This is a genomic window from Sphingorhabdus lutea, assembly GCF_001889025.1.
GTDB lineage: Bacteria > Pseudomonadota > Alphaproteobacteria > Sphingomonadales > Sphingomonadaceae > Sphingorhabdus_B > Sphingorhabdus_B lutea.
The window spans coordinates 1,795,405-1,810,220 of record NZ_CP018154.1 but is presented as its reverse complement, the minus strand read 5'-3'; the positions used below and the strand labels follow the sequence as shown (position 1 = coordinate 1,810,220).

The 14,816-nt window shown below is 43.9% G+C and carries 17 protein-coding genes; 5 read left to right on the top strand and 12 right to left on the bottom strand.

What is annotated here, in order from left to right:
• Positions 1-55: 55 nt before the first annotated feature.
• Positions 56-1,648: a GNAT family N-acetyltransferase gene (locus LPB140_RS08605; RefSeq protein WP_072559482.1), complete on the bottom strand. Its 1,593-nt coding sequence runs from the start codon at positions 1,646-1,648 to the stop codon at positions 56-58.
• A gap of 31 nt (positions 1,649-1,679) precedes the next feature.
• Entirely contained in the window at positions 1,680-2,900 is a 1,221-nt protein-coding gene (locus tag LPB140_RS08600; RefSeq protein WP_072559481.1) for an NADP-dependent isocitrate dehydrogenase, read from the bottom strand.
• Between the two features lie 174 nt (positions 2,901-3,074).
• Here LPB140_RS08600 and LPB140_RS08595 point away from each other — a divergent pair, with 174 nt between their 5' ends.
• From LPB140_RS08595 to LPB140_RS08585, 3 genes are all read left to right on the top strand, one after another.
• Positions 3,075-3,818 carry a phosphatidylserine decarboxylase gene (locus tag LPB140_RS08595; protein ID WP_072559480.1) on the top strand — a complete coding sequence of 248 codons (744 nt, stop codon included), beginning with the start codon at positions 3,075-3,077 and terminating at the stop codon, positions 3,816-3,818.
• On the top strand, positions 3,818-4,600 hold the full coding sequence (locus LPB140_RS08590) for a CDP-alcohol phosphatidyltransferase family protein (protein WP_083550219.1): 783 nt from the start codon (positions 3,818-3,820) through the stop codon (positions 4,598-4,600). The genes LPB140_RS08595 and LPB140_RS08590 overlap by 1 nt, the downstream gene beginning before the upstream one ends.
• Before the next feature lie 180 nt (positions 4,601-4,780).
• Positions 4,781-6,127 carry a DNA recombination protein RmuC gene (locus tag LPB140_RS08585; RefSeq protein ID WP_083550571.1) on the top strand — a complete coding sequence of 449 codons (1,347 nt, stop codon included), beginning with the start codon at positions 4,781-4,783 and terminating at the stop codon, positions 6,125-6,127.
• Between the two features lie 3 nt (positions 6,128-6,130).
• On the opposite strand, the gene LPB140_RS08580 is transcribed toward LPB140_RS08585, so the two are convergent.
• From LPB140_RS08580 to LPB140_RS08550, 7 genes are all read right to left on the bottom strand, one after another.
• Positions 6,131-6,949, bottom strand: a complete 819-nt coding sequence (locus LPB140_RS08580) for a TrmH family RNA methyltransferase (protein WP_072559478.1) — start codon at positions 6,947-6,949, stop codon at positions 6,131-6,133.
• A gap of 9 nt (positions 6,950-6,958) precedes the next feature.
• Positions 6,959-7,234, bottom strand: coding sequence for an HPr family phosphocarrier protein (locus LPB140_RS08575; protein ID WP_072559477.1), 276 nt, complete (start codon positions 7,232-7,234; stop codon positions 6,959-6,961).
• Positions 7,231-7,635 (bottom strand): PTS sugar transporter subunit IIA, encoded by a 405-nt coding sequence (locus tag LPB140_RS08570; RefSeq protein WP_072559476.1) that lies wholly within the window; start codon positions 7,633-7,635, stop codon positions 7,231-7,233. Before LPB140_RS08570 ends, LPB140_RS08575 begins: the two co-directional genes overlap by 4 nt.
• Positions 7,636-7,704: 69 nt before the next feature.
• A complete protein-coding gene (gene rapZ / locus LPB140_RS08565) occupies positions 7,705-8,652 on the bottom strand; it encodes an RNase adapter RapZ (RefSeq protein ID WP_072559475.1) in 948 nt (315 codons plus the stop codon).
• Positions 8,653-8,675: 23 nt separating this feature from the next.
• Positions 8,676-9,134: an HPr kinase/phosphorylase gene (locus LPB140_RS08560; protein ID WP_072559474.1), complete on the bottom strand. Its 459-nt coding sequence runs from the start codon at positions 9,132-9,134 to the stop codon at positions 8,676-8,678.
• Positions 9,134-10,765, bottom strand: a complete 1,632-nt coding sequence (locus LPB140_RS08555) for a HAMP domain-containing sensor histidine kinase (RefSeq protein WP_072559473.1) — start codon at positions 10,763-10,765, stop codon at positions 9,134-9,136. Before LPB140_RS08555 ends, LPB140_RS08560 begins: the two co-directional genes overlap by 1 nt.
• Entirely contained in the window at positions 10,734-11,441 is a 708-nt protein-coding gene (locus LPB140_RS08550; protein WP_072559472.1) for a response regulator transcription factor, read from the bottom strand. Before LPB140_RS08550 ends, LPB140_RS08555 begins: the two co-directional genes overlap by 32 nt.
• A 174-nt stretch (positions 11,442-11,615) precedes the next feature.
• Here LPB140_RS08550 and LPB140_RS08545 point away from each other — a divergent pair, with 174 nt between their 5' ends.
• A complete protein-coding gene (locus tag LPB140_RS08545; protein WP_072559471.1) occupies positions 11,616-11,921 on the top strand; it encodes a hypothetical protein in 306 nt (101 codons plus the stop codon).
• Positions 11,922-12,007: 86 nt separating this feature from the next.
• Here the strand turns inward: LPB140_RS08545 and LPB140_RS08540 are convergent, their stop codons facing one another.
• Positions 12,008-12,412 carry a DUF3597 domain-containing protein gene (locus LPB140_RS08540; protein ID WP_072559470.1) on the bottom strand — a complete coding sequence of 135 codons (405 nt, stop codon included), beginning with the start codon at positions 12,410-12,412 and terminating at the stop codon, positions 12,008-12,010.
• A 189-nt stretch (positions 12,413-12,601) separates the two neighbouring features.
• Here LPB140_RS08540 and LPB140_RS08535 point away from each other — a divergent pair, with 189 nt between their 5' ends.
• Positions 12,602-13,261 (top strand): DUF937 domain-containing protein, encoded by a 660-nt coding sequence (locus LPB140_RS08535; protein ID WP_072559469.1) that lies wholly within the window; start codon positions 12,602-12,604, stop codon positions 13,259-13,261.
• A 92-nt stretch (positions 13,262-13,353) separates the two neighbouring features.
• Here LPB140_RS08535 and LPB140_RS08530 read toward each other — a convergent pair whose 3' ends face one another.
• Positions 13,354-13,779 carry an NfeD family protein gene (locus LPB140_RS08530; protein WP_072559468.1) on the bottom strand — a complete coding sequence of 142 codons (426 nt, stop codon included), beginning with the start codon at positions 13,777-13,779 and terminating at the stop codon, positions 13,354-13,356.
• Positions 13,780-13,782: 3 nt separating this feature from the next.
• Entirely contained in the window at positions 13,783-14,730 is a 948-nt protein-coding gene (locus tag LPB140_RS08525; RefSeq protein ID WP_072559467.1) for an SPFH domain-containing protein, read from the bottom strand.
• Positions 14,731-14,816: the final 86 nt, after the last annotated feature.

Below are 14,816 nucleotides of genomic sequence, written 5' to 3'. Positions count from 1 at the left end.
ATTTATTTTTTGCTTAATTGATGCGGTTTCCCCGCTTAATGTCACAATGTGTAGATTATTTTTTCGCTTCTAAATTCGCGTTATTTTCAATTTCATCATCTTCATTTGCCCAATTTATATTATAAAGGTCAAAACGCCGATCGGCCAGATTGCGGACTGTTCCTTCTGCTCTGGCCCAGCTGAGATCAGATAGATTCACGTCGCTTATGGTCAAGGTTTCGACATTTTCGCTTGCTTCTGCAGCAATACCATCGCGGGCAAATGGAAAATCGCAAGGGGTAAGGATACAGCTTTGCGCATATTGAATATCCATATTATGCACATTGGGCAAATTACCCACATTACCCGACATGACGACAAAACATTGATTCTCAATCGCTCTTGCCTGTGAACAATAACGAACGCGTAAATAACCTTGTCTGCTATCTGTGCAAAATGGCACAAAGATAATGCGCGCGCCCTCATCTGCCAATCGGCGGGCCAATTCTGGAAATTCGCTATCATAACAAATTAACACGCCAATTGGACCGCAATCTGTGGGAATGACCGAAATTTGATCGCCGCCCTTGATATTCCACCAATAGCTTTCATTGGGGGTAGGGTGAATTTTTTCCTGTTCATGCACTGCGCCATCGCGCAAGCAGATATAGGCGACATTTTGAATTTCGCCATCTTCGGTGCGGGTTGGATGAGAGCCGCCAATAATATTGATATTATATTTCATCGCCATGTCGGACAGGCTTTGGCGGATTCGCGGTGTATATTCGGATAAGGCTTCTATGGCCTCATGCGGTTTTAATTCCTTTTGCTCCGAAGACAGCAGCATCAGGGTAAATAATTCGGGAAATACTACAAAGTCAGCCTCATAATCGGCGGCGACATCGACAAAATATTTCACATTATTGATAAATTCGTCAAAATCCTTCACTGCGCGTGCCTGTAATTGAACGGTGGCCAGACGCACATTTTCCACATCGCGGGGAATTCGGAATTTTTTGGGCTCATCGGCATTATCATATGGGTTGCGCCACACCATATGCGATGCAAAGCCCATGCTATCATCATCTTCGGGAAGATATTTTTTCAATACGCCCTGAGGCTCAAACCCGTTGGATAGATGAAATCCGATGACGGGATCGCGCAATTTATTGCTTTTTACCTTTTCCAGATAATCAATAGGATCTGTTGCCTTTTTAGTTTTTATCGCACGGCGAAGACCGGGCATGCGGCCACCAAAGACAATACCGCGCAAATCCAATCTTTCGGCCAATGTTCGGCGTGCATCATATAATCTGCGGCCAATTCGTACCCCGCGCTGCTTGGGGTCAACACACATTTCATAGCCATATAACCATTCGCCATTGGGAATGTGCCGTGAACCAAGACCGTTTCCGGTAATCCTGTTCCAGCTATGGTTTGCAAGGGCCAGCTTTTCTTTTAACCGGGAGCAGGCGCAATATCCCACAACCTTATCATCTAAAATTGCGACAAATTGGCCCTCTGGAAAATTATTTATCTGCCCGCGTAACTCTGCACGTGTATAGGGCGGCATGCCCTTATATACGCGCTTAACCAGAGAGGAAATTTCAGGAATATCAGATAATAACGCCTGCCTTACTTCTAATCTTGCTTGGCTGGTCGCTGCCATCTGATACTCCTAAAAAATTAATTGGGTTGGATTAGCTCCAGCTGCCCATTTTGGTTTCTAAATTACTGCGAACCGCTTCGAAAAACTGCTCTGTGGTCATCCATGCCTGATCAGGGCCAATTAAAATGGCCAAATCTTTGGTCATATTGCCTTGTTCAACGGTTTCGATGCACACTTGTTCCAAAGTTTCGGCAAAGCGAACAACATCTGGTGTATCATCAAATTTACCGCGATATTTCAAACCACCGGTCCATGCAAAAATTGATGCAATTGGGTTGGTTGATGTGGCTTTACCTTGTTGATGTTGGCGATAATGGCGCGTTACAGTTCCGTGCGCGGCCTCTGATTCCACGGTTTTGCCATCTGGGGTCATTAAAACAGAAGTCATCAGACCCAAAGAGCCAAAGCCCTGCGCCACGGTGTCGGATTGCACGTCGCCATCATAATTTTTACACGCCCAAACGAATTTACCGGACCATTTTAACGCACTTGCCACCATGTCATCGATTAAACGATGCTGATATTCAATGCCTGCTTTATCAAAATCGGCCTTAAATTCATTGGTAAAGACTTCTTCAAACAAATCTTTGAAACGGCCATCATATGCCTTCAAAATGGTGTTTTTCGTGCTCAAATATACTGGCCATTTGCGGGCAAGGCCGTAATTCATCGACGCGCGGGCAAAATCGCGAATGGAATCGTCCAAATTATACATGGCCATCGCAACGCCAGAAGAAGGGAATTGGAATACTTCTTCATCAATATTATTGCCGTCTTCACCTTCAAAAACCAGGCGCAATTTGCCAGGGCCAGGTACACGGAAATCGGTTGCTTTATATTGATCGCCAAATGCATGACGGCCCACAACAATCGGATCGGTCCAACCGGGGACCAAACGCGGCACATTGTCGATCACAATTGGTTCACGAAAAACAACGCCGCCCAAAATATTGCGAATGGTGCCATTTGGCGATTTCCACATTTTTTTCAAATTAAATTCGGTAACGCGATCCTCATCGGGGGTGATGGTCGCGCATTTAACACCGACGCCATATTTTTTAATCGCATTGGCAGAATCAACCGTAATCTGATCGTTGGTCTCATCACGTTTTTCAACTGATAAATCATAATATTTCAAATCAATATCAAGATAAGGTAGAATGAGTCTTTCGCGAATCCATTCCCAAATGATACGGGTCATTTCATCGCCATCAAGTTCTACGACCGGATTTTTTACCTTAATTTTTGCCATTTTCTCTATGCTTTCCTAGGGATTTTCGTTTCTATTTATTCTTGTTTGCGTAGGACATAGCAAAGTTTTGCATTTGTTCAACATGCAGCTTGCATTTTGCATGATATTTAATGATTTTCAATTTATGCATTTGTTTGGTTGTCACGGCATGAATGTGTGGGTAAACATAATTTCATGTCAAAAAATATATTAAGCAACCGCGGCGAGGGTGTCGCGAAATGGGAATTTCCCAAAATTCATCCCGAAGGTAAAAAATTCGGAACAATTGCAATCTTCATCACCCTAATATTGGGTTATTTGGGATATAGGTTTCTGGGCACAACGGCCATTGGTTGGTTGTTGTCAGGGGTAACAATATGGGTATTTGCGTTTTTTCGCGATCCGGTTCGCGCGACCTCTGCCGACCCATCGATTGTAACTTCGCCCGCAGATGGGCTTGTGACCTTGATTCAAGAGGTTCAGCCACCAAAGGAAATGCAAGATTTACTGGGCGATCATCCCGTTACCCGTGTGTCAGTGTTTATGAGTGTGTTTGACGTGCATATTAACCGAATGCCGCTTGGCGGAACGGTAAAGCGCGTTTCATATATTAAAGGAAAATTCCTAAACGCCGATTTGGATAAGGCCAGCGAGGATAATGAGCGGCAGCATTTTGTTGTGGAAAATGAAAATGGCGTTCGCATTGGTTTTACCCAAATTGCCGGTTTGGTGGCGCGGCGCATCATGACCTTTGTAAAAGAAGGCGATATATTATCAAAAGGGCAGCGTTTTGGTTTAATCCGATTTGGCAGCCGCGTTGATATTTATCTTCCCGTGGGGACTGGTTCACGCGTTATAAAGGGGCAACGATGCGTTGCTGGTGAAACCGTAATTGCAAAATTGGGCGAAGATATTGAAACAAAGGCCATAGCACAATAATGGACGCGCAACCTCCCGAAATGGGGCATCAACCCAAATATGGCATTAGCATCAGGGCGTTAATTCCCAATATGGTGACAGCAATGGCGCTTTGCACCGGATTGTCTGCGATATGGTTCGCCCTATCTGCCCGATGGCCAGAGGCGGTAATGGCAATTGTCGCCGCCGGTGTGTTAGATGGTATAGATGGACGAATTGCCCGTTTATTAAAGGGGCAAAGCCGTTTCGGAGCAGAGCTGGATTCGCTTTCCGATAATATTGCTTTTGGGGTTAGCCCGGCAATCGTGCTCTTTATCTGGTCTTTGCAATATATGCCGCGTTTTGGGTGGACGATTGCGTTATTTTATACATTGTGCATGGCGCTTCGTCTGGCGCGGTTTAACGCACAAATTGATGTGGAGCATCAACCGCATAAATCAGCTGGATTTTTAACTGGTGTGCCTGCGCCTACGGCGGCGGGGCTTGCTTTATTACCACTTGTCATTTGGTTGGAAACTGGATTCGACATCGCACAGGAACAATGGATTGTTGGCCCGTGGATGTTGTTTGTTGCTTTATTGGCCATATCGTCCGTGGCAACATTTAGCTGGTCTTCATTGCGCATTCGCCGCTCGGTCCGCATGGGAACAATTGCTGTGGCGGGCATGTTGGTGACGATTTTAATAACGGCACCTTGGGTCGCGCTGATTATTTTATGCATTGGATATTTGATTTTAATACCATTTAGCATGATTAGCTATGGCCGAACAAAAAAGCGCATCGGTATAGCTGCAAATAATTAAAGTCATTGATAAATTTTATATATTGATTTTTATTATGCACGATAAACATGCTTGACGATATTAATTTATCCTATATGTTCTTATTTCGTTCTTTTTGCATGGGATATTAACTTGGACCCTATTATTGTCATATTTATCATCATTGCCACCTTATTTTTAGGCGGAGCTGCGGGCTGGTTTATGGCCAGTAAATTCGCTCAAAAGGGGGCGGAAACGGCCTTGCAACTGCGCGCAATGTTGGATGAAATGGCGGCAGAGCGTGATTATGTTAAGGATCAATTGGCCCGTTTAGAAGCAGCATCAGAGGAAAAAGAGCGAGGATTTGAAAGGCAGCTTTCCCAAATTAAGGAGGCAAAAGATATTTTGGCCACCGAATTTAGGGAAATTAGCCAAAAATCGCTGGGCGAGGCGCAAAGTCAATTTTTACAACGTGCTGATGAACGATTTCATCAGGCCGGTGAGAAAAATGAAGAGCGGCTAAAACAATTGCTCGGCCCTGTTGGGGATAAATTACGCGCTTATGAAGAACAAGTGGGTAAGGTTGAGCGCGAACGGACCGAAGCCTATGGTAATTTAACCGGATTGATTGATCAAATGAGACAGGGGCAGGATCGTGTTCAAACCGAAGCGGCCAAGCTGGTCAACAGCCTGCGTAATGCGCCAAAGGCAAGAGGGCGTTGGGGGGAGCAGCAGCTTAAAAATGTGTTGGAGAGCTGCGGGCTTAGTGAGCATATTGATTTTGTGACAGAGGCCAGTGTGACGACAAGCGATGGGGATAGGTTACGGCCCGATGTTATAGTAAAGGTGCCGGGCGGCAGTTCACTGGTCATTGACGCCAAAGTATCATTAAATGATTATCAAGATGCGTTTGAAGCAGAGGATGAGGATGGGCGGCAAATCGCCTTGGCCCGCCATTGCCAATCCATGAAAACACATATCAATGCTTTGGGTAATAAATCCTATCAAAGCCAATTTGATGACGCGCCAGATTATGTCATTATGTTTGTGCCGGGGGAGCATTTTCTTGCCGCCGCATTGGACCACCAACCCGATTTATGGGATTTTGCTTTTGATAAAAAGGTGCTGCTTGCGACGCCAACCAATTTGGTGGCGATTGCGAGAACCGTTGCCGGTGTGTGGAGGCAGGAAAATTTGGCGGCTGAGGCAAAGCAAATTGGCGCATTGGGTAAGGAAATGTATGATCGTCTGGCTGTTGCTTCCAAACATTTGAAAAATATGGGCAGCGGGCTTAGCAATGCGGTGAATAATTATAATAAATTTGTCGGCAGTTTTGAACGCAATCTGCTCTCCACAGGGCGTAAATTTGCCGAATTAAATGTCGAAACGGGTAAGAATGAAATTATCGATGTCGATGAGGTGGAGGCATTGCCGCGTTATGGGATGGCAGAAGATGAAGCGATAGATACCGATAGAGCTGAAGAAGGCTCATTAAAATTAGAAGCAACAAAAAAAGCCAAAAATATTGATGATGAACCAGCTTCGCTTATTCATTTGAGCGGGGATTAAATTTTAATCCTCAACACGTCTAAATTGGTTCAAAACTTCATATGCCATTACGGCGGTTGCAACCGCAGCGTTTAGGCTATCTGCCTTGCCGCGCATTGGCATTTTCACCAATAAATCACATTTTTGTTCATATGCTATGGGCAATCCTTGAGATTCATTGCCAGTCAAAATAAAACATGGCCCTTGATATGAAACAGCTTGATAATCTTGATCAGTATTTAAGCTGGTGCCGACCAATTGTCCATTTCCGTGACGCAGCCATGTAAAAAATGCTTCAGCGTTGCTGGTCACTATATGCTGTGTAAAGGCTGCGCCCATGCTGGCGCGGATGGCCTCTGCCGAAAATGGGTCGGTGCAATCATCTAATAAAATCAATCCACCTGCGCCAACCGCATCGCCAGTGCGCAACATTGTCCCCAAATTTCCCGGATCACGAAGTGATTGCGCGACTAGCCAAATTTTTGCGCTGTCACGGTCCAAATCCTGTAATTTGGTGAGATGATCGGCAAATATCGCAATGGCTTTTTGGCTATTATCCTTGCCAGATATTTTGCTCATAATATTGGCGTTGGTTTCTATTATCTCGCAATTATGCGCGCCTGCACGTTTGATGACATCTTGTAAAATGGGATGTGATAATTCGGCCTGATCAACGAACATACGCAGCGGATATTTGTCGGCGTCCATCGCCTCAATAATGATTCTTAACCCTTCTGCTAAAAACATGCCTTCTTGTTTGCGGAATTTTTTAATACGCAGGGATTTGGCGTGCCGGACAATCGGGTTTGAAAAACCGGTGATAATATGTGGTTCGTCGTGCATTTAAATTTATTAATCTTCGCCAAAGCCATCAAGGACTAAACCTTCGAGTTTTTGGCATATTTTTTCGCTATTTTCGCCGGTCACGGTAATGGTAATGTCATCCCCTTTGGCCGCACCCAACATCATTAAACCCATGATAGAAGTGCCTGATACAGATTGCCCATCCTTTGCCACCTCTACGTTGATTTCTTGCGGAAGTCGGCTGACAAAAGTGACGAATTTCGCGCTGGCGCGTGCGTGTAGGCCGCGATCATTTATGATGGTCACTTTGGTAGAACAGCTCATTTTGACGCCTCCAACAATTCTGATGCCACGCTAATATATTTGCGGCCCGCATCACGCGCTGCGGCCAATGCCTGATCAATGGGTAATTTGCGGCGTGCGCTTTCCAAACGGATCAGCATGGGCAGATTTATCCCAGCAATAACTTCTACCTTACCCGGCTCCATTAATGAAATGGCCAAATTCGATGGAGTTCCGCCAAAAAGATCGGTTAAAATGATGACGCCTTCTTCTTCGTCAACATTTTTTACAGCCTTGGCAATATCCTTGCGTCGTAATTCCATGTCATCATGCGGGCCAATGCAAACAGCCTCTATCGCGCGCTGCGGACCAACAACATGTTCCATCGCGACGATAAATTCTTGGGCCAATTGGCCATGTGTTACTAAAATAATTCCAATCATCGTTCCCGCTCAACCATGTTTTTATCTTTTTTTCAATGAAATTAGCTTTCATCAGCTTTATATTTTACGTCAATATTGCACTTGTCCAGGATTACCTTCCAACGCATCAATTGATCTTGATGCCAAATTGCGGTGAATAATCGTTGGGGAATACCCTTTTTCTTCAAATAATTTTGCAAATTTTTCCGCCACAAAGACCGAACGATGCCGTCCGCCGGTGCACCCAAATGCAATATTAACATGCGCTTTGCCCTGCGCGGCATATAATGGCAATAAGTCAGAAAGCATTTGAGACATTTGATTATAAATTTTGTCGAAATTTTTATCCGAACTGACATATTCGGCAATTTTATTGTCAAGCCCGGTTAAAGGGCGCAATTCGTCAACCCAATGGGGATTTTGTAAAAAACGCATGTCGAATATTAAATCGGCATTGTGCGGAACGCCGCGCGCAAATCCAAAACTGGTAATCGTCAGGCTTAACCCCATTTGTTGGTTTAGGGAAAATCTCTCACGAATTTCGATTTGTAAATCATTCGTGCTCAGCCGGCTTGTGTCAATTAAGGTTTCGGCCCATCTGCGCAATGGCTCCATCAATTGCCTGTCCTGTGCGATGCCGTCAATTGTTGGCCGGTCCTTGGCAAGCGGATGCGGCCGCCTTGTTTCGGTGTATCGGCGCTCAATTTCATTTCCAGAACAATCAAGAAATAAGGTCATAATGTCATAAGCGCCATTTTCCTGTAACGCCTTTACCTGTTCAATTAACAGGCTGGGATTATATCCTCTTGTTCTGCTGTCAAATCCAATTGCAAGTGGTTTTTGCAAATCAACTTGATCATGGGGAAGGGGGGTTTCCAATAAAGCATGGATTAAAGTAATGGGAAAATTATCAACAATTTCCCACCCTAAATCTTCTAAAGTTTTAACGGTGGTTGATTTGCCGGCGCCAGATAGTCCCGTCACCAATAATATTTTTCGGGCCTTTTTTGGGTGCTTTTTATTATTTTCTTGCGACATATTATAACCTTAAGATATAAATTTTATCCGCCAATGGCATTTGCACCAATGACAATATTACCCAAATTTATTTGTTGTAAGCTTAATTCAATTTTTTGAGCAATATTTGGCGTATGCGCCATTTCCATTTTAACTATTTGCAATCCGTCAAAATCAAAGCTGTGATATTTAGAAGGGAATCTGGGGGCATTTGGGTTTAGGGCAACGCATAGGGCCGCTGGAATATTTTGGCAATGCTCCATTTGGATGATGCCGACATTGCGAAGTTCAATTTTTCCTTCAAAACCAGAAATGCTGGAAATATGAATATGCCCATTATTTTTGGACAGCACACATTGATCATCGGCAATTAACATTGCACCGCGATCGATAAGGTCAAGGCAGCTTTGCGTTTTGCCGCTTCCCGATGGACCCATGATAATAACTGCCTGTCCATCAATCGCAACCGAGCTTGCATGAATGATTTTTAATTGCTGCGCCATTATGCATCTTCATCTTTATTATCAGAATCAAGATTTTCAATGGGAGGGAGTTTAATCACAAAATTTGCACCATTTTTATGATCATCACGGTCATGCACCGAAATTGTCCCGCGATGCCCCTTTATAATGGCCGACGCAATGGCAAGGCCAAGGCCGCTATGCTTACCAAATTCTTCTTTATCATTTCGGATGCTGTGAAATCGTGTGAAGATTTCCTGTCTTAAATGAACGGGGACACCCGGTCCTTCGTCAATAATTTGGATGATAATCGCGGTTTCGGTCCGCGTTGCGCGAATTTCAATCAACCCATTATGGGGCGAAAAAGAAATGGCATTGTCGATTATATTATCTATAGCTCTAAATAATCGTGCCTCATCACCCTTTATTATCGCGACATTTTTACGCGGGCGGGCAAAGGCGAATTTGATATTATGCTGGTCCAAATGGTCAGCGCGTTGTTTCCGCTCATTCAAAATATATGAAATCAGGTCGCCAACATCAATTTCCTCAAAATCTGTTCTGGCAAGCAGGCTGTCCACTCGGCTGGCCTCCGATATATCGGTAATTAACCTATCCATACGCATGACATCATCCATGGCAATATCCAATAACTGCCTTTGTAAATCGGCATCTTTAATATTATTCATCCCCTCAATGGCGGATCTCAGCGACGCCAGAGGGTTTTTTATTTCATGTGCGACATCGGCTGCAAATGCTTCTGTTGCGTCTAATCTGTTGCGCAGGCTTTCATTCATATCGGCAAGCGCACGTGCCAACATGCCAATTTCATCACGGCGAGAGGGAAGACGCGGCAAATCAATATCAAAAGCCCGCCCAAATTTCACCTTTGTCGCCGCATGGGCCAAATAACGAAGGGGGCGAACAATTGTTCGGGCAAGAAATAATGATAGTAAAATAGCAAAACCCAGCATGAGTAAGATAAACATGCCAATATTAAATCGTTCCGCACGAACCGAGGTGCGAATATCGCGCGCATTGAGGGTTAAATGAATAAATTTTTGTTGTTTGGGCAAATAACTGCCCGCCAAAATTACCGGTGTTCGGTCGGGGGCATAACGTGCCTGAGTTCTTATATAAAGATTTTGACCGTTTTTCTGCCGTGCCAATAAATATGGCCATGAAGAGATATTTTCATCCCTATCCATTATATAAAGCGGCAGGGGCTTTGCCAAAATCAACCAATCAATAATGATATCCATTTGCCGCGCGGCACGTTTATTGAAATTTTCATCATCTGGGTTGCGTTCTTCATAGGATGGACCAAATTCGGCAAAACTATCAAAATTTTTGCGGCCATTTTTATCATAAAACCGGATGCGCAGTTCATTTGTTTCACCAAATTTCTGTAAATATTGCCGTTGTTCATTTTCATCCAATTTGGGCAAAGTAAATGCAATGTTTTTGATATAGTTTCTTGATATTTCTTGTCTTTTAATCAATAATTCAGTGCGGAAATTATCTAATAATAATAAACCAGCGGCAAATAATAATAATGTTACTGCGTTCACGGCCATAATACGCCATGTAAGCGAAATATTCCTGCTCCATCCTAAATTTAACTCAGGTGGATCATCCTTATCAATTTTCCGCAAAACGATATCCCGCGCCATATAATGTATCGATAGAGGTGAATTCGGGGTCAACTTGCCGGAATTTTTTACGCAGCCTTTTAATATGGCTGTCTATTGTTCTATCATCGACATAAATATCTTCTTGATAGGCGGCGTCCATTAATTGATCGCGCGACCTCACCACACCGGGGCGAGTTGCCAATGCCTCCAAAATCATAAATTCGGTAACCGTTAAGATGATAGATTTTCCATCCCAGCTCACCTGTTGTTTGGCCGAATCCATATGTAATTTCCCTCTGATTAAGGGTTCTGATTCTTCATCGGTTTCGGTACTGGCTATATTTTGTCGTGCCTTTGTTCGGCGCAAAACGGTTTTAACCCGCGCGATTAACAATCGCTGCGAAAATGGTTTGGCAATATAATCATCCGCCCCCATGGCAAGGCCCAATGCCTCATCCAACTCATCAGTTTTTGATGTTAAGAAAATAACCGGCAAATTGCTTTTCTCACGCAATTTACGCAGCAATTCTATGCCATCCATTTTGGGCATTTTAATATCAAAAATGGCAAGGTCGGGCGGGCTGTTAATAATTGCCTCTAACGCCGCCTCTGAATCCGTATAAACTCGTGTCAAAAATCCCTCTGACTGCATGGCAATGGAAAGGGATGTTAAGATATTTCGGTCATCATCGACCAAGGCAATTGTTTCGGACATAATATGCTTATAAACGAGGAGTAAATACTGTTCAACAGTTGATAATTACTATATTTCTACTTCTTTATGTGGCCAATGTGAAACATGATTTTACCTTTGTTTACCATTGATGGTTTCCAATGGGTTCAATAATTTGATATGTTGTATTTAATTCAACATTGAAAGGAATTTTACATGGGTATTTTAGACGGATTATTGGGCAATTTAGAAGGTGTTGCAGAAAAATTGGGTGTACCAAAGGAACAAGCTGGATCGATTATGAGTTCTTTGCAAGACAAGCTTTCGGGCGATGGTGACAAAATGCAAGCCGTTCAAGATTTGGCGCAAGAGCATGGAATTTCAGCTGATAAAATCCAAGAAATGCTGGGCGGTGAAGATAGTTTGTTGAGCAAAGCTGCGGGATTTTTGGACCGTGATGGCGACGGCAACCCGTTAAATGATATTACTGACATGGCATCTGGTCTGTTCGGTAAAAAATAATCAATTTTAATATAAAAAGAAAAGCCCGGATTTAACGTCCGGGCTTTTTATGTATAGATAGACTTAATTTTCAATATATTATAGCATTAATCCAGCATATTGGCGGGCACTTTGCCGCCATTTTCGGCAAGCCCCTTCATCACTGCCTTATGCAGCCAAATATTCATTTCCGCACTGCCGTTTAATTCGCCAGCATAGCCAAGCTCTTGTGCCAATTCTTTACGCTCGGCCAGGCTGGAATCCATGCCCAATAATTTCATTAAATCCACAATTGACGATTGCCAATTTAATGATTGCCCATTTGCCGCAGCCATTGCTTCTAAATTGGCGATAACGTCAACTTCTTCAATTGCAGTTGGAGTGGTTAAAGTCGAAGCTGCCGCTGCTGCCGCTGCTGCCGCCGCCGCGTTAGTTGCGGGAGCTGTGTCACCAGTTTGTGCAACGGCTTTTTTACCAAAAATCGCATCTTTCATTTTTGAAAAAATACCCATTTCATTCTTCTCCTTATTTCAAGTGATGAACTTAACTATAAGGACGGCCTGTTATTTTGCGAGCATAGTTTTGTCGATGAAATGTAAAATTAAGTAGCTTCGTGCCCGAATTGTACCAAATATGACATTATATATTGCTAAATGTGCCGCTCTCTTGTCTATTCCTCGAAATAAACTAGGAGGAAAAATATGAATATCGCCGATATTTTGCAACAATCAGGCGCCATTGAATCTGTGGCAGGGCAATTGGGAATTGATAAAAATACTGCGCAAATTGGCGCGGCGGCTTTGCTGCCTGCAATTTTGGGCGGGTTTAAGAAAAATGCACAGACCCAATCAGGCGGGATTGAAGGGTTAGGCGGTCTTTTGAGCCAGCTTGGCGGCGGGGGTCTTTTTGACAAGGTTTTAGCACCAGAGCCAACGCCAGTGGAGCAGGGCAATGATGTTTTAGGGCAAATTTTTGGCAGCAAAGATGTAAGCCGCACCGTTGCGGGGCACGCATCTGGCCAAACAGGAATTGATTCATCAATTTTGAAGAAAATGTTACCCATATTGGCGATGCTGGTTGCTGGATATATGGCGAAACAGGGCGGAGACAATGAATCGTCAGGTGGCGGATTGGGTGATTTAATTGGCGGAGTTTTGGGTGGTGGTCAATCCGCATCCAGGGCATCAACAGGCAGCGGACTTGGCGGAATATTGGGAAATGTATTAAGCGGTGTGGTGGGCGGCGGTAGTGCTGCACCTTCATCTGGTGGTTTAGGCGGCCTTGCCAACATGCTTGATTTTGATGGTGATGGAAACCCATTGGATGATATTATCGGTATGGCGGGTAAGCTGACCAAATAATATTGGGAATTTAATCCTTATCTGAATAAAAAGCCGGTGCAACTTGCCCGGCTTTTTATTTATATATCGCTTCACTTTAATAACTGATGCGGTTAAGCTTTTTCTAAATATATCACGCCATCTTTTACCGATGAAATTTTGGCGGTTGCCCCAATTTCCAAATTGGGGCCGCGTGCATTCCATTCGCCATCGGCCACCTTTACCCGGCCACTATTTTCACCAATTGGTTCAACCACAGTGACAGTTTTGCCGATTAATTGTTTGGCGCGATCATTTAATAAAAGGCTTTCATCGCTTGCTGGTTCTTCAAGAAAGAACCGGCGGCCAATAACAACCGATATAATTGAAAATCCTGCAAATATTAAAAATTGAGCCGCAGAAGGAATATCAATAAAAAACGCAATTCCTCCAGTTAAGGCCGCCGCCGCCGCAATCCAGATAAGAAAAACGCCAGGCACAATCAATTCGGCAATTGCCAATATGATGGCGAAACTTAACCAGATGAAATGCGTTTCCATATCTTATCCTTTATTATTGGGGTTAAGAGCGCTGGAAATTTTATCATTGGAAAATGCGTCTTTGGCAAGTTCCCCAATACCGCCCAAAGTGCCAATTAACTGTGTGGCCTCAACAGGAAATAATATTGTTTTGGCATTTGGTGATGTGGCAAATTTTGACACTGCCTCCACATATTGCTGCGCGATAAAATAATTGACCGCTTTGCCATCACCATTTGCAATGGCGTCGGATACCATTTGGGTTGCTTTTGCCTCTGCCTCTGCTTCGCGTTCACGCGCCTCTGCGTCACGAAACGCAGCTTCTCTGCGGCCCTCTGCTTGCAAAATTTGACCTTGCTTTTCACCTTCGGCGCGCAATATTTCCGAAGCACGTAGGCCCTCTGCCTCCAATATCTGCGCCCGTTTCTCACGCTCTGCCTTCATCTGGCGGGCCATGGCATTGGAAATGTCGGCTGGGGGACGGATATCTTTAATTTCCACACGGGTAATTTTAACCCCCCATGGTGTTGTTGCCTCATCCACGGTGACCAGCAAACGGCCGTTAATTTCATCACGTTTGGACAAGGTTTCGTCCAAATCCATCGACCCCATAACGGTGCGTAAATTTGTGGTGGTCAGGTTCATTATCGCATTATATAGGTCGGAAACCTCATATGCGGCCTTTGCCGCGTCCAAAACCTGAAAAAAAACGACCCCGTCGGTGGCAATCATGGCATTGTCGCGGGTAATAATCTCTTGCCCGGGAATGTCCAATACCTGTTCCATCATATTTACCTTGCGGCCAACGCGATAGAAAAATGCAGGATAGAAATTAAATCCGGGCCGCGCTGTTTCATGATATCGTCCAAAATATTCAATGGTATAATGAAAACCCTGGCGAACGATTTTGATGCTGGCGAATAAATATATTAACGTGCCAATCGCCAATAATGCAAAAAATGAATATTCCATATGATGTCATCTCCCAAGATAAACTGCATTTTCAAACATATAAACTTTGTATTTATTTTGTTCTTTTGCCAACTATTTTTTTCAAT